18 protein-coding genes are annotated in these 17,748 nt (G+C 64.5%); 5 read left to right on the forward strand and 13 right to left on the reverse strand.

All coding sequences use genetic code 11. From position 1 onward, the window contains the following. Window positions 1-20 precede the first annotated feature (20 nt). The 7 genes from ACEN9P_RS24020 to ACEN9P_RS24050 all read right to left on the reverse strand — a co-directional run bounded on the left by ACEN9P_RS24020 (window position 21) and on the right by ACEN9P_RS24050 (window position 7,051). On the reverse strand, window positions 21-1,109 hold the full coding sequence (locus ACEN9P_RS24020) for a sulfate/molybdate ABC transporter ATP-binding protein (protein WP_477663024.1): 1,089 nt from the start codon (window positions 1,107-1,109) through the stop codon (window positions 21-23). 11 nt (window positions 1,110-1,120) lie between these two features. Continuing rightward, entirely contained in the window at window positions 1,121-2,035 is a 915-nt protein-coding gene (cysW, locus tag ACEN9P_RS24025; protein ID WP_495620683.1) for a sulfate ABC transporter permease subunit CysW, read from the reverse strand. Continuing rightward, complete coding sequence (cysT, locus tag ACEN9P_RS24030) at window positions 2,032-2,925, reverse strand: sulfate ABC transporter permease subunit CysT (RefSeq protein ID WP_477701048.1); 894 nt, start codon at window positions 2,923-2,925, stop codon at window positions 2,032-2,034. The genes cysW and cysT overlap by 4 nt, the downstream gene beginning before the upstream one ends. Window positions 2,926-2,933: 8 nt before the next feature. After that, a complete protein-coding gene (locus ACEN9P_RS24035; RefSeq protein WP_495620684.1) occupies window positions 2,934-3,929 on the reverse strand; it encodes a sulfate ABC transporter substrate-binding protein in 996 nt (331 codons plus the stop codon). Beyond that, the gene (locus ACEN9P_RS24040; RefSeq protein WP_495620685.1) at window positions 3,926-4,525 is read right to left on the reverse strand and encodes an RBBP9/YdeN family alpha/beta hydrolase; all 600 of its coding nucleotides are present in this window, start codon (window positions 4,523-4,525) and stop codon (window positions 3,926-3,928) included. The genes ACEN9P_RS24035 and ACEN9P_RS24040 overlap by 4 nt, the downstream gene beginning before the upstream one ends. A gap of 155 nt (window positions 4,526-4,680) precedes the next feature. Beyond that, a complete protein-coding gene (locus ACEN9P_RS24045; RefSeq protein WP_477663019.1) occupies window positions 4,681-5,331 on the reverse strand; it encodes a peroxiredoxin in 651 nt (216 codons plus the stop codon). A gap of 814 nt (window positions 5,332-6,145) precedes the next feature. Next, complete coding sequence (locus tag ACEN9P_RS24050; protein ID WP_495620686.1) at window positions 6,146-7,051, reverse strand: LysR substrate-binding domain-containing protein; 906 nt, start codon at window positions 7,049-7,051, stop codon at window positions 6,146-6,148. 191 nt (window positions 7,052-7,242) lie between these two features. Between ACEN9P_RS24050 and ACEN9P_RS24055 the strand changes: the two genes are divergently transcribed. Together ACEN9P_RS24055 and ACEN9P_RS24060 are read left to right on the forward strand one after the other, a co-directional pair. Further along, complete coding sequence (locus ACEN9P_RS24055) at window positions 7,243-7,896, forward strand: FMN-dependent NADH-azoreductase (protein WP_477664862.1); 654 nt, start codon at window positions 7,243-7,245, stop codon at window positions 7,894-7,896. A 152-nt stretch (window positions 7,897-8,048) separates the two neighbouring features. Then, window positions 8,049-8,963 carry a TauD/TfdA dioxygenase family protein gene (locus ACEN9P_RS24060; RefSeq protein ID WP_495620687.1) on the forward strand — a complete coding sequence of 305 codons (915 nt, stop codon included), beginning with the start codon at window positions 8,049-8,051 and terminating at the stop codon, window positions 8,961-8,963. A 335-nt stretch (window positions 8,964-9,298) separates the two neighbouring features. On the opposite strand, the gene ACEN9P_RS24065 is transcribed toward ACEN9P_RS24060, so the two are convergent. From ACEN9P_RS24065 to ACEN9P_RS24090, 6 genes are all read right to left on the reverse strand, one after another. Next, window positions 9,299-9,847, reverse strand: a complete 549-nt coding sequence (locus ACEN9P_RS24065) for an NADPH-dependent FMN reductase (protein WP_477664864.1) — start codon at window positions 9,845-9,847, stop codon at window positions 9,299-9,301. Window positions 9,848-9,999: 152 nt separating this feature from the next. Next, a complete protein-coding gene (locus ACEN9P_RS24070) occupies window positions 10,000-11,955 on the reverse strand; it encodes a family 2A encapsulin nanocompartment cargo protein cysteine desulfurase (RefSeq protein ID WP_495620688.1) in 1,956 nt (651 codons plus the stop codon). 12 nt (window positions 11,956-11,967) lie between these two features. After that, window positions 11,968-12,900 (reverse strand): family 2A encapsulin nanocompartment shell protein, encoded by a 933-nt coding sequence (locus tag ACEN9P_RS24075; RefSeq protein ID WP_074574500.1) that lies wholly within the window; start codon window positions 12,898-12,900, stop codon window positions 11,968-11,970. Between the two features lie 86 nt (window positions 12,901-12,986). Then, the gene (locus tag ACEN9P_RS24080; RefSeq protein ID WP_477663826.1) at window positions 12,987-13,256 is read right to left on the reverse strand and encodes a helix-turn-helix domain-containing protein; all 270 of its coding nucleotides are present in this window, start codon (window positions 13,254-13,256) and stop codon (window positions 12,987-12,989) included. Beyond that, window positions 13,253-14,206 (reverse strand): serine O-acetyltransferase EpsC, encoded by a 954-nt coding sequence (gene epsC / locus ACEN9P_RS24085; RefSeq protein ID WP_495620689.1) that lies wholly within the window; start codon window positions 14,204-14,206, stop codon window positions 13,253-13,255. Before epsC ends, ACEN9P_RS24080 begins: the two co-directional genes overlap by 4 nt. A gap of 9 nt (window positions 14,207-14,215) precedes the next feature. Further along, entirely contained in the window at window positions 14,216-14,686 is a 471-nt protein-coding gene (locus ACEN9P_RS24090) for a rhodanese-like domain-containing protein (protein WP_495620690.1), read from the reverse strand. A 326-nt stretch (window positions 14,687-15,012) separates the two neighbouring features. On the opposite strand from ACEN9P_RS24090, the gene ACEN9P_RS24095 reads away from it, so the two are divergent. Genes ACEN9P_RS24095 through ACEN9P_RS24105 form a run of 3 tightly spaced genes read left to right on the forward strand, consistent with a single transcriptional unit; the run spans window position 15,013 to window position 17,736 of the window. Further along, window positions 15,013-16,032: an ABC transporter substrate-binding protein gene (locus ACEN9P_RS24095; RefSeq protein ID WP_477663823.1), complete on the forward strand. Its 1,020-nt coding sequence runs from the start codon at window positions 15,013-15,015 to the stop codon at window positions 16,030-16,032. After that, window positions 16,029-16,883 carry an ABC transporter ATP-binding protein gene (locus tag ACEN9P_RS24100; RefSeq protein WP_477663822.1) on the forward strand — a complete coding sequence of 285 codons (855 nt, stop codon included), beginning with the start codon at window positions 16,029-16,031 and terminating at the stop codon, window positions 16,881-16,883. Before ACEN9P_RS24095 ends, ACEN9P_RS24100 begins: the two co-directional genes overlap by 4 nt. Next, window positions 16,876-17,736 (forward strand): ABC transporter permease, encoded by an 861-nt coding sequence (locus ACEN9P_RS24105; protein ID WP_495620691.1) that lies wholly within the window; start codon window positions 16,876-16,878, stop codon window positions 17,734-17,736. Before ACEN9P_RS24100 ends, ACEN9P_RS24105 begins: the two co-directional genes overlap by 8 nt. Window positions 17,737-17,748: the final 12 nt, after the last annotated feature.

Here is a 17,748-nt window from a genome sequence, read left to right on the forward strand (position 1 = left end):
CATTCCAGAGCGCAACACCCTCACCCCTCCACAAACACCCTCGCCTTGCGCGGCGTCACCACCAGCATGTCGCCTTCGCGCAGGCCCATGTCCTTGAACTGCTGCGAGGGCATCTGGGCTTCGATGATCGCGTCGCCCGGGACATTGCCTTTTTGTTCGTAGCCTTCGGCGGGGATCAGCTCCAGCCGCGCGATCGGACCGATGACGATGGCGCGCTCCAGGTGGGCGACGATGCCTTCGGCGCCGGGCGCATAGCGCTGCACGTCCAGGTCGTGCGGACGCACATAGGCAAAGGCCTTGGCGTCCTGCGCGCCGGCGTGTTCCGGTGAATCAAGGCGCAGGCCCTCGAGCTGCACCTCGCCTTCATGGGCACGGCCGTGGAATAAATTGACGTCGCCGAGGAAGCCGTAGACGAAGGGGCTGGCCGGGTGGTCCCAGACCTGCTGCGGCGAGCCTATCTGCTCGATCTTGCCCTGGTTCATCAGCACCACGCGGTCGGCCACTTCCAGGGCCTCTTCCTGGTCGTGCGTCACAAAAATGCTGGTCACGTGCAGGTCGTCATGCAGGCGGCGCAGCCAGCGGCGCAGTTCCTTGCGGACCTTGGCGTCCAGCGCGCCAAAGGGTTCGTCGAGCAGCAGCACCTTGGGCTCCACCGCCAGCGCGCGCGCCAGGGCGATACGCTGGCGCTGCCCGCCCGACAGCTGCGAGGGAAAGCGGTCGGCCAGCCAGTCGAGCTGCACCAGGTTGAGCAGCGAGTGCACTTTCTCCTTGATCTGCGCCTCGCTGGGCCTCACGCCGCGCGGCTTGACGCGCAGGCCGAAGGCCACGTTCTCGAACACCGTCATGTGCCGGAACAGCGCGTAGTGCTGGAACACAAAGCCGACCTGGCGCTCGCGCACATGCACGTCGGTGGTGTCTTCGCCGCTGAAGAGGATGCTGCCGCGGTCGGCGGTTTCCAGGCCGGCGATGATGCGCAGCAAGGTGGTCTTGCCGCAGCCCGAGGGGCCCAGCAGGGCGACCAGCTCGCCCGACTCAATGTCCAGGCTCACGTCGCCCAGGGCCTGGAAGTCGCCAAAATGTTTGCTGACGTTGCGGATTTCTATGCTCATGGTGTATTCCTTTAGCGGGCGACAGCGCCCGCGACAGCTCGCGGGCGTTCAGGCGGCAGGTCCGCCGCGGCCTTCATGTCGGCCTCGTGGCGCCATTCGGCTACCGACTTGATGGCCAGCGTGACCAGCGCCAGGATGGCCAGCAGCGAGGCCACGGCGAAGGCGGCCACCGACTGGTATTCGTTGTAGAGGATTTCGACGTGCAGCGGCAGCGTGTTGGTCTGCCCGCGGATGTGGCCCGAGACCACCGACACCGCCCCGAACTCGCCCATGGCGCGTGCATTGCACAAAATGACGCCGTAGATCAGGCCCCACTTGATGTTGGGCAAGGTGACATGCCAGAAGGTTTGCCAGCCGGTCGCGCCCAGCACAATGGCGGCCTGCTCCTCGTCATTGCCTTGCGCCTGCATCAGCGGGATCAGCTCGCGCGCGATAAAAGGAAAAGTCACGAACACGGTCGCCAGCACGATGCCGGGCACGGCAAAAATGATCTTGATGTCGTGCGCCAGCAGCCAGGGCCCGAACCAGCCCTGGGCGCCGAAGATCAGCACATAAATCAGGCCGGCCACCACGGGCGAGACCGAAAACGGCAGGTCCACCAGCGTCGTCAGCACCGACTTGCCGCGGAACTCGTACTTGGCAATCGCCCAGGCGGCGGCCACGCCGAACACCAGGTTCAGCGGCACGGCGATCACGGCGGCGATCAAGGTCAGCTGGATGGCCGACCAGGCGTCGGGCTCGCGCAGCGCGGCCAGGTAGGAGCCAAAGCCTTTGCGCAAGGCCTCGGTGAACACGGCCGCTAGCGGCAGCACCAGGAACAGCAGCACAAACAGCAGCGCCACGGTGGTCAGCGTGTAGCGGACCCAGGGGGCCTCGGTGGTGCCGGCGCGGACGCGGCGATTGGGTTGGGATGAGGGAGCACTCATGCCGGAGCCCCCGCGTTGCGGCGCTGCCAGGCCTGCAGGCCGTTGATCACCAGCAGCAGCACAAAGGACACCAGCAGCATCACCACGGCCACGGCGGTCGCGCCGGCATAGTCGTACTGCTCGAGCTTGCCGATGATGATGAGCGGCGTGATCTCGGAAATCATGGGCATGTTGCCGGCGATAAAGATGACCGAGCCGTATTCGCCGATCGCGCGGGCAAACGCCATGGCAAAGCCGGTCAGCAAGGCCGGCGTGATGTGCGGCAATATCACTTTGGTGAAGATTTGCAGGCGCGTGGCGCCCAGCGAGGTTGCGGCTTCTTCAAGCTCTTTCTCGGCGTCTTCCAGCACGGGCTGCACCGTTCGCACCACAAACGGCAGGCCGATAAAGATCAGTGCGATCACCACACCGGCCGGCGTAAAGGCCAGCTTGATGCCCATGGGCTCCAGGTACTGGCCTATCCAGCCGTTGCCGGCCAGCAAGGCCGTCAGCGAGATGCCGGCCACGGCCGTGGGCAGCGCGAAAGGCAGGTCCACCAGCGCATCGACAATCTTTTTGCCCGGGAACTTGTAGCGCACCAGCACCCAGGCCAGCAGCAGGCCGAAGACCAGGTTGACCAGCGCGGCGACCAGCGAGGCGCCGAAGGTGAGCCGGTAGGAGGCCAGCACGCGCGGCGAGGTCACCGCGGTGACGAACTGCTCCCAGCTCATCGTGAAGGTCTTGAAGAACAGCGCCGAGATCGGGATCAGCACGATCAGGCTCAGGTACAGCACCGTGTAGCCCAGCGTGAGCCGAAAGCCCGGCAGCACGCGCCTGGCGGCCCTTTTGCCACCCGCAGGGATGCCCGGCGCCACCGCGGAAGGCGGCGCCACAGAAGACAAGGCAGTCATGGCTTGGCTTACTTGACGGTGTAGAGCTTGTCGAACTGCCCGCCGTCGTTGAAGTGCACTTTTTGCGCTTCACCGAGGCTGCCGAAGACGTCCTGCACCGTGAACAGCTGCAGCGGCTTGAAGGTGCTCGCGTATTTCCTGAGCACGGCCTGCGAGCGCGGGCGCAGCGCATGGCGCGCGGCGATTTCCTGGCCCTCGTCCGAATACAGGTAATTGAGGTAGGCCTTGGCGAGGTCTGCCGTGCCCTTCTTGGCGACGGTGCGCTCCACCACCGCCACCGGGTTTTCCGCCAGGACGCTGATGGACGGGTACACCGCGTCCACCTTGCCTTCGCCGAACTCCCGGTTCACCGACAGCACTTCGGACTCAAAGGTGATCAGCACGTCGCCGATATTGCGCTGCAGGAAGACGGTGGTCGCATCGCGCCCGCCCTTGCCCAGCACCGGCACGTTTTTGTAGAGCTTGCCGACGAATTCGGCGGCCTGCGCGTCGGTGCCGCCCTTCTTCTTGGCGTAACCCCAGGCGGCCAGGTAGGCGTAGCGGCCGTTGCCGCCGGTCTTGGGGTTCACCACGACGACCTGTATGCCGGGCTTGACCAGGTCATCCCAGTCCTTGATGCCCTTGGGGTTGCCGTTGCGCACCAGGAACAGCATGGTCGAGGTGGTGGGCGATGCGTTGTCCGGAAACTTTTTTACCCAGTCCTTGGCGACCACACCGGCATTGGCCAGGAAGTCCACATCGGTCGAGGTGTTCATGGTGACCACATCGGCGTCCAGGCCGTCGGCCACCGAACGCGCAATGGCGCTGGAGCCGCCGTGCGACTGGTCCACCTTCACGTCCTTGCCGGTGGTCTTTTTGTAGTGGGCGATAAAGGCCGCGTTGTAGTCCTTGTAGAACTCGCGCGCCACGTCGTAAGAGCCGTTGAGCAGCGTTTGCGCCGAGGCGATACCGCTCGTTGCCAAAGCCAGGGCAGCAAGAGCGATTTTGAGTTGTGGGGAAGTCATGCCGTTTCCAGGGATCCGAAAGAAGAAGAGGAAGAAGTTCGCGGAGAGGAAAAATCAAGCCGCGGCGCCGAGAGCGAAGCGTCGCCGGCCAGCGACTGCAGCAAGGCAATGCCCAGCGGCCATTCGCCGTGGCCCGATTCGATGTTGATGTGGCCCGCATCCTGCAGGCGCACAAACTCGCTGCCCCAGGCACGGGCATAAGCGCCGGCCAGGCGCACCGGACAGAAAGGGTCGTTGCTGCTGGCCACCAGCACGCTGCGGTAAGGCAGCTTCTGGTAAGGCACGGGAGCGAAGTCGCTCAAGACGGCACGGCGTTCCGGGTCGGCCGGCGCCACCAGCAAGGCGCCCTGTATGCGTTCAGCCGCCTCGGGCGGCAGGTGCGCGGTCGCGATGCAGCCCAGGCTGTGCGCCACCACCACCACCGGCTCGTTCTGCAGCAGGATGGTGTTGGCCAGCGATGCCACCCAGGCCTTGCGCGAAGGCGTGATCCAGTCGTCCTGCCGCACACGCACCGCATTGCTCAGGCACTCGGCCCACAGGCTTTGCCAGTGGCCGGGGCCGGAGTCGCGCCAGCCGGGAACAATGATGAAGCGCAAAGTGGTGATCCTCAGCGGGTTTCAAGCAGGTGAGCCACGCTATGCGCCACAGCCGTTTGCAAGCCGGGGCCGCGGAACCGGCTTTGCCGGGCCGCAGGCGCAGCGGCCCCCTCGGGGGGCAGCGCATTACGCGAAGCGAAAAGCGTGGGGGCCATTTACTTGTTGGGCTGAGGGGTGACGCGCAGATACGGCTTGATGGCCTTGAAACCCTTGGGGAAACGCTGAGCGATTTCGGCCGGGTCCTGCAGACTGGGCACGATGATCACGTCGTCGCCGTCCTTCCAGTTGACCGGCGTGGCCACCTTGTAGCCGTCGGTCAGCTGCAGCGAGTCAATGACACGCAGGATTTCGTCGAAATTGCGGCCCGTGCTGGCGGGATAGGTGAAGGTGGTGCGAATGGCCTTCTTCGGGTCGATGATGAACACGCTGCGCACGGTCGCCGTGGGGCCGGTGCTCAAGGCGTTCGGGTGGATCATGTCGTAAAGCCCGGCCACCTTGCGGTCCGCATCCGCCAGGATGGGGAAATTCACCGTGGTGTTCTGCGTCTCGTTGATGTCGTTGACCCACTTGCTGTGGGAATCCAGCGGATCGACGCTGACCGCGATGGGCTTGACGTTGCGCCTGGCGAACTCACCGCTCAGCGCGGCAGTCTTGCCGAGTTCGGTGGTGCAGACGGGGGTGAAGTCAGCGGGGTGCGAAAACAGCACCACCCAGGAATCACCAGCCCATTCATGAAAGGAAATCTTGCCCGCGGTGGAGTCTTGCGTGAAGTCGGGGGCGGTGTCGCCGAGTCTGAGAGTGGCCATGGTTTGCTCCTTGAGGTTGCTTGATCAAAGCATTGTGGGGAGCAAGCGTTAAAACGCAAAAGAATATATTGCTCTTAATTTATCTGGTTTCCCGCATAAGGTTTGTTTTTAACGGCTGGCTTCTTGCTGAGGCTTGCTGGCCGGGGTTGCCCGGCGGCAAGTAACTTTCTTTTGCTTCGCCAAAAGAAAGTCACCAAAGAAAAGGCGACCCGCAGTCTGGGTCCCCTACGCTGCGCTGCGGGGCAACCTGCGGTGCTCGAGCCAAGCGGGGTCCGGCTAAACTCGCTTCGCTCAGACAACGCCGGCCCTGATCCGCTTGTCTCTGCGCTCCTCGGCCCAGCCAGGACGGGGCAATCGGGAGCGGGGACAGAAGACAAATACCAAAGAAAAAATCAATACAACAAGGACACGCCATGGCGTGTCCTTGTGGTTTTCGGTATTGGTATTTTTCTCCCACCCCTTGTGTATGCGCCGAGGAGCGGAGGTTCAGGCGGATAAGGGATCGCGTTGTTTGAGCGTAGCGAGTTTAGCGAGACCCCGCCTGAATCGAGCACCGCAGGTTGCCCGTAGCGCAGCGGAGGGACGCAGACACCAGGGTCGCCTTTTCTTTTGCTTACTTTTGGTGTTTGCGTAACTTCGCTGCGCGAAGTGAGCAAACCCCGCGCGCGTAGCGCGCCTTTTGGCGAACAAAGAAAACCCGCTTTGCGGGTTTCGCTAAAAGTGAGTTGCCGCCGGGCAACCCCCGGCCAACAAGCCTATGCAAAGAAAACAGCCATAGAACAAGAACAGGCCAATGGAGCTTGAGGCCAAAACCTCAAATCAGCGAATCCCCCCTCATCCTCTCTCCAAGGAAATCCAGAAAACTCCTTACCGCCGGCACCTGCCCGCGCCGCGAGGGGAACACCGCGTGCGCCACACCGGAAGGAAGCGCCCAGCCCGGCAACACAGGCACCAGCAGCTGGGCCTGCCGTTCGGCCGCGCTCATGGAGTCGGGCAAAAAACTCATGCCGGTGCCGGCCAGCATCGCGAGTTTCAGGGTCTGCAGGTCGTCGGCGACATAGCGCGGCTGGTGCTGCAGCACGAACTCCTTGCCGCCCGGCCCCAGCAGCCGCCAGGACGAGCGCCCGTCGGCCCAGGACATGGACACGGTGTCGAGCTTGAGCAGGTCTTCGGGTTTTTCGGGCCGGCCCTGGCGCTGCAGCAGGGCCGGGCTGGCCAGCAGCTGGCCGCCGCTGGAGCCCAGGTTCTTGATCACCAGGCTGCCGCTGTCTTCCAGCGTGGGGCGCACGCGCAGCGCGATGTCTATGCCCTCCTCCACCAGGTCGATCACGCGGTTGGTCACGCGCATGTCTATGCGCACCTGGGGAAACATCTCCATATAGCGCGGCACCAGGTAGCCCACCGAGCCCTGCGCCAGCGTCACCGGGCAGGTGATGCGCAAGGTGCCGCGCGGCTCGACCTGCATCTGCGCCACGGCTTCGGAAGCCGCCAGGGCTTCGTCGCGCATGGCGCCGCAGTGGCGCAAATAGATTTCACCAACCTCCGTCAACGAGAGCTTGCGCGTGGTGCGCTGCAAGAGCCGCACGCCCAGCCTGGACTCCAGTTCGGCCACGCGGCGCGACAAGCGTGACTTGGGCAGGCCCAGCGCGCGCCCGGCCGCGGCAAAGCCGCCACGCTCCACCACCTCGGCGAAATACAGCATGTCATTGAGGTCTTGCATAAAAACCGTCCTTTCTTCACGACCGGATTCGGCCCTCATTTTCGCTTGACTGTCCCAAATACAGGACGATCTATCGCAATTTTACCGACTTATCAATCAATCGACTCATCCGCACAATCTATCCATGGCTGCGATTCAAGGTGAATACGGCCTGAGAACCTGGTCCAACAACACTTTTTAGGAACCCCATCATGAGCAAGCTTCTCCACATCGACTCCAGCATCCTGGGCGGCAACTCGGTTTCCCGCCAGCTCACCGCGCAAATCGTCGCTTCCTGGCGCGCCGGCCACCCCGGCACCGAAGTCAGCTACCTGGACCTGGCCGTTGACACGCCCAGCCACCTCTCGGCCGAGTCGCTGGGTTTCCGCATGCCCGCCGGCAGCGAGCTGAGCGAGGTGCAAAAGCGCGAAAACGCCGTGTCCGAAGCCCTGGTGACGCAATTCCTGGCAGCCGATGTGATCGTGGTGGGCGCGCCCCTGTACAACTTCGCCATCCCCAGCCAGCTCAAGGCCTGGATTGACCGTGTCGCCCAGGTCGGCCGCACCTTCAAGTACACCGAAAAAGGCCCTGTGGGCCTGGCCGGCGGCAAGACCGTGATCGTGGCTTCTGCCCGTGGCGGCGTCTATTCGACCAGCGAAGCCATGACCGCCCTGGAACACCAGGAGAGCTACCTCAAGGTGGTGTTCGGTTTCTTCGGCATCACCGACGTGCGTTTTGTGCGCGCCGAAGGCCTGGCCATGGGCGAAGCCGCCAAGGAGGCCGCCCTGGCCGCCGCGCAGATTGAAATCGTCACGCACACGCAGGCACCGGCCGCCAACCAGGACCGGGCCGCCGTCGCCGCCTGAACCCGACGTTCCGCCTGGCAAAAAGCCCGCATCCGCGGGCTTTTTTCATGGCGAGGTAATTACCAAATGACAAATCGATTGTTCACTTTGGGCCGGCGCGTCCCTATATTCAGCGCTGGCCCCGCCCAGGGGCACCCATCACAAAGGTGAAGATGACAGCGACTTTGGCTCCCAGCGGGCAAACGGCAGCAGCGACGGCCGCCGCACCCTCCCCCTCCGTTCTTGAGATCCGCCCTTTTGACGCCCCGCTGGGCGCCGAAGTGCTGGGCCTGGATCTTTCCCGGCCGCTCTCCACGGCCGACTTCAGCCGCATACACCGCGCCCACCTGGACCACCACGTGCTGGTGTTCCGCGACCAGCGCATCACGCCGCGCCAGCATGTGGACTTCAGCCGCCGCTTCGGGCCGCTGCAGATCCATGTGCTGAAAAACTTCCAGCTGCAAGACCACCCGGAAATCCTGATCGTCTCCAACATCAAGGAAAACGGCGAACCCATAGGCCTGGGCGACGCCGGCCACTTCTGGCACTCCGACCTGTCGTACAAGGACAAACCCAGCCTGGGCTCGCTGCTGCACGCGCAGGAACTGCCCGCCGAAGGCGGCGACACCCTGTTTGCCAACCAGCACACAGCCTGGGACAGCCTGCCCCTGGCCCTCAAGACCGCCGTGCAAGGCCTGCGCGCCGAACACACCTACCTCGCCAAATACGAAGAACTGCGCAGCCGCAGCCCCTGGCGACCCAAGCTCACACAGGAACAGGTCGACGAAGTCAAACCGGTGGTCCACCCGGTGGTACGCACCCACCCCGAAACCGGCCGCAAGGCCCTGTTCGTCAGCGAACATTTCACCACCCGCATCCTCGGCATACCAGAGGACGAAAGTAAAGCACTGCTGGGCGAACTGTTTGAACACAGCTCGCGCCCCGAACTCATCTACCGCCACCAGTGGCAGCCGCACGACATGGTGTTCTGGGACAACCGCTCCGTCACCCACCTGGCAGCCGGCACCCCCGACCACCTGCGCCGCAAGCTGTATCGCACGACGATTGAGGGCGATACGCCGTTTTAACGGGTCGTACGGTTTCGGTATTGGTATTTAGTATTTGGGGGCCCACTCCCTTGTGGATGCGCCGAGGAGCGCAGGGCCAGACGGATCAGGGCAAAAACTTGTTTGAGCCGAAGGCGAGTTGTTTTTGACCCCGGCTGGACCGAGCACCGCAGGTTGCCCGTAGCGAAGCGAAGGGACGCAGCAACCAGGGTCGCCTTTCTTTTGCTTACGTTTCTTTGGCGAAGCAAAGAAAAGTAAGTCGCCCGCCGGGGCGAGACCCGGCCAGCAGAACCAAGAAGAGGACGGAGAAGGGAGAGCGCGCTCAGCCGGAGCAAGACCCAGCTCAGGCCGTCAGCCTAGGCATGCTTCTTAACCCACCCCACATAAGCATCAACCCAAGCCTGCAAAAACTTCCGGCTGCCTTCGCTCAAGCTGCCGTCAGCCTCGTACAGGCCTTCCTTGTTATGGATAAAAGCCTCAGGCTGCCCCAACGTAGGCACATTCAGGTAAGCCAGGATATTGCGCAAATGCTGCTGCGACAGCGCCGTGCCTATGGCCCCCACTGAAGCGCCAATCACGCCGGCCGGCTTGCCGTCCCAGGCGCTCTGGCCGTAAGGGCGCGAAGCATGATCAATCGCGTTTTTGAGCACGCCGGGAATCGAGCGGTTGTATTCAGGCGTGACAAACAGCAGGCCTTGCGCGGCCTTGATCTCTCCCTTGAGCCTCACCACCTGCGCGGCCGGCTTGCCGTCATCGTCCTGGTTGTAGGGCGGCAGGTCGTCGATGCGCACATGGGTGAAACTGAAGTCCGCGGGGAACAATTTTTCAAGCGCGCGGGCGAGTTTTTTGTTGAACGAGTCCTTGCGAATGCTGCCGACGACGACAGCAATGTTGTATTGGGCCATGGGGTTCTCCAGGAAGTGGTGGATGGGATGGGGATGAAAAAAATGGGGGGCCTGAACCGCGCATGCGCGTCAGGCCTCCCACTTTGTAAACCAATTCGGCAATCCCTGCTGTAGGACTCCAGGACACAAAGCATCCCGGGCCCGGTCACCGCTCAGCCCGCGCGCCTTTGCCCGGCCAGGCGCTTGACCACCGCCACCAGCCGATCTATTTCGTCAAAGGTGTTGTAAAAGGCCAGCGAGGGCCGCACCGTGGTTTCCACGCCAAAGCGCCGCAAGATGGGCTGGGCGCAGTGGTGGCCGGTGCGCACGGCGATGCCCTCTTCATTGAGCGCATGGCCGACCTCCTCGGTGCCGTAGCCCGCCAGCACAAAGGACATCACACTGGCCTTGTCGGCCGCCGTGCCTATCAGGCGCACGCCGGGTATGGCACCCAGCTCCCGCATGCCGTAGGCCAGCAGGTCGTGCTCATAACGCGCGATGTTTTCAATGCCGATGCGGTTCACATAATCGATGGCCGCGCCCAGGCCCACCGCGTCGGCAATATTGCCGGTGCCGGCCTCGAACTTGTTGGGAATCGGCTGGAACACGGTTTTTTCAAACGTGACGTCGGCAATCATGTTGCCGCCGCCCTGCCAGGGCGGCATGTCTTCCAGCACCTCGCGTTTGCCCCAGACCACGCCAATGCCGGTGGGGCCGAAGACCTTGTGGCCCGAGAACACGAAAAAGTCCGCACCCAGCGCCTGCACGTCCACCCGCATGTGCGAGACCGACTGCGCGCCGTCGACCAGCGCCTTGGCGCCGGCCCGGTGGGCCATCTCAACGATCTCCTTGACCGGCACCACGGTGCCCAGCGCATTGGAGACCTGCGTGACGGCCACGATTTTGGTGCGGTCGTTCAGCAGCTTGCGGTATTCATCGAGCAGCACCTGGCCCGAATCGTCGACCGGGATTACGCGCAGCTTCGCGCCCTTGGCAGCGGCCAGCTGCTGCCAGGGCACGATGTTGGCGTGGTGCTCCAGGTTGCTGACAATGATCTCGTCGCCCTCGCCCACATGCTGGCCGCCCCAGCTCTTGGCCACCAGGTTGATGGCCTCGGTGGTGCCGCGCACAAAGATGACTTCATTGACGTCGGGGGCGTTGATGAACTTCTTCACGCGTTCGCGCGCGCCCTCGTAGGCGTCGGTCGCGCGCGCGGCCAGCTCATGCGCCGCGCGGTGGATATTGGAGTTTTCGTGCTCGTAAAAATACGAGATCCGGTCTATGACGGACTGCGGCTTGTGCGTGGTGGCGGCGTTGTCGAACCAGACCAGTTGCCGGCCGTTGACGCGCTCCTGCAGGATGGGAAAGTCGCGGCGCACCGCGTGCACGTCAAAGGCCGGATGCGCCGACTGGCCCGCCAGCGGCACCGTAGCATGCGGCGCGGGTTTGGCCGGCGTGACGTAGCCGCTGGGCAGCACCACCGAATCGACGAAATAGAACTTGGGTCTTCCTCCCTCCCCCTCTGGGGGAGGGTTGGGGTGGGGGCTGCGGGCCGCATCGACGACAGGCGCAGTGGGTGCTGCGCGGCCCCCATCCCTGCCTTCCCCCAGAGGGGGAAGGAGTGAATCCAAAATCAGCGGAAGGGGTGGCGGATGCCCATGCCTCGCGTCGAGGAAGTAGTATGGTGCGGCGCCGGCCGGCGGCTGCGCCGCAGCGGCGGCCTCAGGTACACCCAGCGCAGCGCCGCCAATACGCGGCTCATACGCCGGCAGCACACTGACGGCCGTGTCGGGCACACCGTTGCCGGCCGCCGCATGCGGCAGCAAGGCCGGCGCACGATTCGCCAGCGAAGGAAGCTGTGCCGGTGAAGCCGGAACCAGGTTGGCGCCGGGAATCTGCCCCTGCGGAATCGGCGTACCCGGAACGCCCGGGCCGAAGCCCGCGTGGCTGGCCAGGGGCGAGCCCGGCGGCGCCAGGTGCAAAGGCCCCTGCGCGCCCGGCACGGGTGATGCAGGCAGCGTGGGCGCCTGGCCCGGCAAGGCCGCGAACAAGGCGGTGGCCATGCGCGACAGCAGCGCCGTATCGATCGGCGATTCAGGCTGCACGGCCTGGGGAGTGGAAGCGAGCATGTTCACCGCGCTTTATTTATAGGTATCGGGATAGTCGTGGTATTTCCCGATCTCCACGTCATCCAGCACCGCCAGCGCGTCGGTGGTCAGCACCGCGAGCGAGCAGTACAGCGAGATCAGGTAAGACGAAATCGCATGGTTGTTGATGCCCATGAAGCGCACCGACAGGCCCGGGCTTTGTTCGCCGGGCAGGCCGGGCTGGAACAGGCCGACCACGCCCTGGCGCTTGTCGCCCACGCGCAGCAGCAGGATCTTGCTCTTGCCGTCGGCCACCGGCACCTTGTTCGAAGGGATCAGCGGAATGCCGCGCCAGGTGATGAACTGCGAACCGAACAGGCTCACCGTGGGCGGCGGCGTGCCGCGGCGCGTGGCCTCACGGCCGAAGGCGGCAATGGCCAGCGGGTGCGTCAGGAAAAACGCCGGTTCCTTCCAGACCTTGGCCAGCAGTTCGTCCAGGTCGTCGGGCGTGGGCGCGCCGGTCAACGGGAAGATGCGCTGCTCTTCCGCGACCTGCGCCAGCAGGCCGTAGTCGGGGTTGTTGATGAGCTCGCTTTCCTGGTTTTCCTTGATGGTCTCAATCGTCAGGCGCAGCTGCTCCTTGATCTGGTCGTGCGGGCTGCTGTAAAGGTCGGAGATGCGCGTGTGCACGTCCAGCACGGTGCTGACCGCGTTCAGGAAATATTCGCGCGGCGCTTCTTCGTAATCGACAAAAGTGCGCGGCAGCTGGTTTTCTTCCTCGCGCGCGGTGCACTTGACCTTGATGGACTCCGGGTTCTTCACCTTGTTGAGGCGGTAGATGCCGGCCTCCACAGGCACCCATTGCAGCAGGTGGGTGAGCCAGCGCGGCGAGATGGTCTCGAGCTGCGCCGTGGTCTTGGTTGCATTGGCTAGTTGCCGCGCGGCGTTATCGCCGAGTGCGGTGGTTCCGCCCACTGTTGCCGACATGTAAAAACTCCCTCGTTAGAAAATGAAAAAAGAAAAATGGAAGAAAGAAACAATGGGCTGCAGTGTCGAAGGCCTGCGGGCAGGCTTCAACATGCTATAGCCATCAAGTTGAGGCCGCGCACCAGGTTGGCGTGGCTGATGGCCTCACCGCGCGTGACCAGCGTGGACGGCGTGACGCCCAGCGCCACCGCAAGTTTTTCGACGGTGACCAGCGAGGCGATGGCCCTGCCCCGCTCGATCTCGCCGACGTAGGATCGGTTCAGGTCCGAGCGCTCGGCCAGCCCTTCCTGCGACCAGCCCTGGGCCTCGCGCGACTGGCGCACCGCGATGCCGAAACTTTCGACCAGCGCTGTCATATCAGTGCGCTCCCCAAGGCCTGCGGCGCGGCCTCCGCACCGGCCTCCCCACCGGCCACTCCACGCGAGACCGCCTGCGTGACATTGCCGCCCGCCGGCACGTCGTAGGTCAGCCAGACATTGCCGCCTATGACCGCGCCCTTGCCCAGGGTCACACGGCCCAGGATGGTGGCGCCGGCGTAGATCACCACGTCGTCTTCCACGACCGGGTGGCGCGGCAGGCCTTTTTGCAGCTTGCCGTCGAGGTCTTTCGGAAAACGCTTGGCGCCCAGCGTCACCGCCTGGTAGAGGCGCACGCGCTGGCCGATCACGGCGGTCTCGCCGATCACGACGCCCGTGCCGTGGTCGATAAAAAAGCCCGCGCCTATCTGCGCGCCCGGGTGGATGTCTATGCCGGTCTGCGCATGCGCGAGTTCGGCCACGATGCGCGCCAGCAGCGGCAAGCCCAGCCGGTACAGCTGGTGCGCCAGCCGGTGGTGGATCATGGCCAGCACGCCCGGGTAGCACAGCAGCACCTCGTCCACGCTGCGGGCGGCGGGGTCGCCGTGGTAGGCCGCCAGCACGTCGCTGTCGAGCAGCTGGCGAATGGCCGGCAAGGCGGCCGCAAAACTGCGCGTGGCCAGCAGCGCTTCGGCCTCAGTCCCGGCATCGCTGCGGCCCTGGTGGCGCGCGCTGTAGGTCAGCTCCAGCCGCACCTGCGCGAGCAGCCCGTGCAGTGCCGAGTCCAGCGTGTGGCCGACATAAAAATCCTCGCTCTCCTGGCGCAGGTCGGGCGGGCCCAGGCGCATCGGAAAGAGCGCGCCCTTGAGCGCCTCGACCACCTCGGCCAGCGCGTCACGCGAGGGAAACTCGCGCCCGCCCGGCTCGCGCGAACGCTTTTGCGATTCACGCCAGCCCTGCCGCACCGCGTGCAGCTCTCCCACAATGTGGTTGACATCAAACACAGCCATGGCGGGGCCTCAATCCTGCACCCAGGGCAGGCCCCGGAAACGCCAGCCGTCGGCCACGCCGCGATGCTGCAGCGCGTCGATCTCGCCTTCAAAGCCTTCAAGCACGTTGTAGACCTGCGTGAAGCCGGCCTTGGCCGCCGCCTCGGCCGCCAGCGCCGAGCGCTTGCCGCTGCGGCACAGCAGCAGCACCACAGCCTCCTTGCCGCCCACCCTGGCTTCCAGCTCGCGCACAAAACGCGGGTTGCGCGTCAGCGAGGTGCCGGTGGCCCAGGCCACGTGCAGGCTGTCCGGCACATGGCCGACAAACTTGCGCTCTTCGCCCGAGCGCACATCGACCAGCAAGGCCTCGCCCGAAGAAAAAAGCCGCCACGCCAATTGCGGCGGCACGCCGCCCGCATAAGGCAGGCCGGCTTGCTGCGCGGCCTCGCGCGCCGCTTCAAGGGCCTGGGGCAAAACCAGTTCGGAAGTTTCAGAAGACATCGTCGTTGTTTCCTGGGCAGTCGTTCAACACAGCCCGGATCAGCCGCCATTTCGATGGGGATGGCCAGCAGCCGGGGTCGATGAACCGAACTCTAGGGGTCGCGGCACAAAACGCCAAAGAACAAAAACGAGATTCCTAAAACCGAAATCGTCCTTGGGCCTCTCGCCTGCGCCAAACCGTGCAGGCCCTGTAAGCCGATCACCAGCCAACTGTTGGAGAAGCAACAGCTGGCCGTCCAAACCCGGCAAAAACCGCCGGAATCGGCCCCAAACCATTGGCATGGATGCTGCGTTGTGGAGCGCGTCAACCACTCACTCCTCACGCCATGAACATCACCCGCTTACTCGGCCTCGCCGCTTTGTCTTTCGGCCTGCTGGCCACCCAGGCCCATGCCGCCCCGCCGCTGGAGAAAACCGAGATCCGCTACCAGGGCTGGGTCGGCCAGGTCACCTGGATAGAACTGGCCGAAGACTTGGGCTACCTCGCGCCGCTCAAGGCCAAGTGGGTGGGCAACACCATCAGCGGCCCGCAGGACATCCAGAGCGTGGTCACCGGCGATGTGGACTTCGGCGGCGCCTTCAACGGCGCGGTCGTCAAGCTGCTGGCCAAGAAGGCGCCCATCAAGGCGGTGCTGGGTTACTACGGCGTCGACGAAAACACCTACAGCGGCTACTACGTCAAGGAAGACAGCCCGATCAAATCCGCGCGCGACCTGATAGGCAAAAAAATCGCCGTGAACACCCTGGGCGCGCACCACGAGTTCATGGTGCGCGAATACCTGGAGCGCGCCAAGCTCAGCGAGGCCGAGGCCAAGCAGGTGACCCTGGTGGTCACCCCGCCGGTGACCGGCGAGCAGGCGCTGCGCCAGGGCCATGTGGAGGTGACCACGCTGGGCGGCGTGCTGCGCGACAAGGCGCTGGAGCGCGGCGGCATACGCCCGCTCTTCACCGACCGCGCCCTGTACGGCAATTTCACCGCGGGCACCATCGTTCTGCACAACAAATTCATCGAACAAAACCCGGGCACCACCCGCCACCTGGTGTCAGCGCTGGCGCGCTCCATCGAATGGGCACGCAACACGCCGGCCGCCGAGGTGCGGGCGCGTTTCGTCAAGATCATTGAAGGTCGCAAACGCGCCGAGAGCGCCGACAGCATCCAGTACTGGAAAAGCACCGGCGTGGCGGGAACCGGCGGCGTGATCAAGGACGCCGAACTGAAAATCTGGATCGACTGGCTGGTCAAGGACGGCTTGCTCAAGCCCGGCCAGGTCAAGCCGGCAGACCTCTACACCAACGCCTTCAACCCTTACTTCAACAACGCCGACAAACTGGCGGCCGCCAAATGAGCGCCGCCAAGATCCGCTTTGAAAACGTCAGCAAGGAGTTCACCGTCCGCGCCGACGATGGCGGTGCCGCGCGGCGCTTTGTCGCGGTTCACGATGTCACGCTGGACGTGAAGTCCGGCGAATTCCTGGTGCTGGTCGGGCCCAGCGGCTGCGGCAAGTCCACGCTGCTGGACCTGCTGGCCGGCCTGGCCCTGCCCACCAGCGGCCGCGTGCTGATAGACGGCCAGCCCGTGGCCGGCCCGGCACGCGACCGCGGCGTGGTGTTCCAGCAGTACGCCCTCTTTCCCTGGCTCAGCGCGCTGGACAACGTGGCCTTCGGGCTGGAAGTCGCGGGCCTGGGCAAGCGCGCCCGGCGCGAGAAGGCCGCGCACTACCTGGAACTGGTGGGCCTCACGGACTTTGCCAACCGCTTTCCGCACGAACTCTCGGGCGGCATGAAGCAGCGTGTGGCCATTGCGCGCAGCCTGGCCTACGAACCCCAGGTGCTGCTGATGGACGAGCCCTTTGCCGCGCTGGACGCGCAGACGCGCGAAACGCTGCAGGAAGAACTTGTGGAGATCTGGCAGCGCACCGGCAAGACGATTGTGTTCATCACCCACGGCATCGACGAGGCCGTGGTGCTGGGCCAGCGCGTGGCGGTCATGACCACACGGCCCGGCCGCATCAAGCAGGTCGTGGACATCCCTGACTCACTGCGGGCCGGCACCCAGGACGTGCGCTCGCTGCCGCTGTTCGGCGAGCTGCGCCATGAGATCTGGTCGCTGCTGCATGACGAGGTCGCCTCGGCACGCCAGGAGCGCCGCGCGCGCATCGCCTCCCAGCCTCAAATCAAGGAAACCACCCATGTCTGACATTGCCCTGAACCCGGGAAGCCATCCCGCCCATGTATCGCCGCAAACCCTGCAGCTCAAAACACCGCCGGTGTGGCTGCGGCTTTACCACCAGCTCGCCAACGCCACCTGGCGTTCCGGCCTGGTCGTGGCGCTGGCCCTGCTCTGGGAACTCGCGCCCCGCCTGGGCCTGACCGACCCCACCTTTTTGCCGCCGCTGACCGAGGTGCTGGCCGCCGGCTGGGCGCTGGCGCTGAACGGCCAGCTTTGGGAACACACCTCCATCAGCCTGGCGCGCTCGCTGGGCGGCTTGCTGCTGTCCATCGTGCTGGCCATCCCGCTGGGCCTGGCCATAGGCTGGTACCAGCGCCTGGGCAATGCGCTGAATCCGCTGATCGAGCTGCTGCGCAATACCGCGCCGCTGGCCCTGCTGCCGGTGTTCCTGTTGCTGCTGGGCATAGGCGAGGTGTCCAAGCTCTCCATCGTGGTTTATGCCTGCGCCTGGCCGCTGCTGCTCAACACCATCTCGGCGGTGCGCCAGGTCGACCCACTGCTGGTGAAATCGGCGCGCACCATGGGCGCCTCATCGCGCCAGCTGTTCCTCAAGGTGATCCTGCCGGCGTCCGTTCCCACCATTTTTGTGGGCATACGCCTGGCCGCGGCCTCGGCCATGCTGGTGCTGATCGCGGCCGAGATGGTGGGTGCCAAGGCCGGCCTGGGCTACCTGATCATCTACGCCCAGTTCAGCTTTCTGATCGCCGACATGTACTTCGGGATCATCGCCATCACCGCGATAGGCGTCACCGTGAACTTTGTACTCGAAAGGCTGGAGCGCCACTTCACGGCCTGGAAGCCGGCCCCTGCCCGTCATTGATCCGCCATTGAC

This window comes from Polaromonas sp. Polasp52, assembly GCF_059491565.1.

Bases quoted from the DNA above. Each gene is read 5' to 3' on its own strand.
- cysW (WP_495620683.1), bottom strand. From the start codon at position 2,035: ATGAGTGCTCCCTCATCCCAACCCAATCGCCGCGTCCGCGCCGGCACC.
- ACEN9P_RS24100 (WP_477663822.1), top strand. From the start codon at position 16,029: ATGAGCGCCGCCAAGATCCGCTTTGAAAACGTCAGCAAGGAGTTCACC.
- ACEN9P_RS24065 (WP_477664864.1), bottom strand. From the start codon at position 9,847: ATGGCCCAATACAACATTGCTGTCGTCGTCGGCAGCATTCGCAAGGAC.
- ACEN9P_RS24070 (WP_495620688.1), bottom strand. From the start codon at position 11,955: ATGCTCGCTTCCACTCCCCAGGCCGTGCAGCCTGAATCGCCGATCGAT.
- ACEN9P_RS24075 (WP_074574500.1), bottom strand. From the start codon at position 12,900: ATGTCGGCAACAGTGGGCGGAACCACCGCACTCGGCGATAACGCCGCG.
- ACEN9P_RS24050 (WP_495620686.1), bottom strand. From the start codon at position 7,051: ATGCAAGACCTCAATGACATGCTGTATTTCGCCGAGGTGGTGGAGCGT.
- ACEN9P_RS24060 (WP_495620687.1), top strand. From the start codon at position 8,049: ATGACAGCGACTTTGGCTCCCAGCGGGCAAACGGCAGCAGCGACGGCC.
- ACEN9P_RS24055 (WP_477664862.1), top strand. From the start codon at position 7,243: ATGAGCAAGCTTCTCCACATCGACTCCAGCATCCTGGGCGGCAACTCG.
- ACEN9P_RS24020 (WP_477663024.1), bottom strand. From the start codon at position 1,109: ATGAGCATAGAAATCCGCAACGTCAGCAAACATTTTGGCGACTTCCAG.
- epsC (WP_495620689.1), bottom strand. From the start codon at position 14,206: ATGGCTGTGTTTGATGTCAACCACATTGTGGGAGAGCTGCACGCGGTG.
- ACEN9P_RS24045 (WP_477663019.1), bottom strand. From the start codon at position 5,331: ATGGCCACTCTCAGACTCGGCGACACCGCCCCCGACTTCACGCAAGAC.
- ACEN9P_RS24105 (WP_495620691.1), top strand. From the start codon at position 16,876: ATGTCTGACATTGCCCTGAACCCGGGAAGCCATCCCGCCCATGTATCG.
- ACEN9P_RS24035 (WP_495620684.1), bottom strand. From the start codon at position 3,929: ATGACTTCCCCACAACTCAAAATCGCTCTTGCTGCCCTGGCTTTGGCA.
- ACEN9P_RS24095 (WP_477663823.1), top strand. From the start codon at position 15,013: ATGAACATCACCCGCTTACTCGGCCTCGCCGCTTTGTCTTTCGGCCTG.
- ACEN9P_RS24080 (WP_477663826.1), bottom strand. From the start codon at position 13,256: ATGACAGCGCTGGTCGAAAGTTTCGGCATCGCGGTGCGCCAGTCGCGC.
- ACEN9P_RS24090 (WP_495620690.1), bottom strand. From the start codon at position 14,686: ATGTCTTCTGAAACTTCCGAACTGGTTTTGCCCCAGGCCCTTGAAGCG.
- cysT (WP_477701048.1), bottom strand. From the start codon at position 2,925: ATGACTGCCTTGTCTTCTGTGGCGCCGCCTTCCGCGGTGGCGCCGGGC.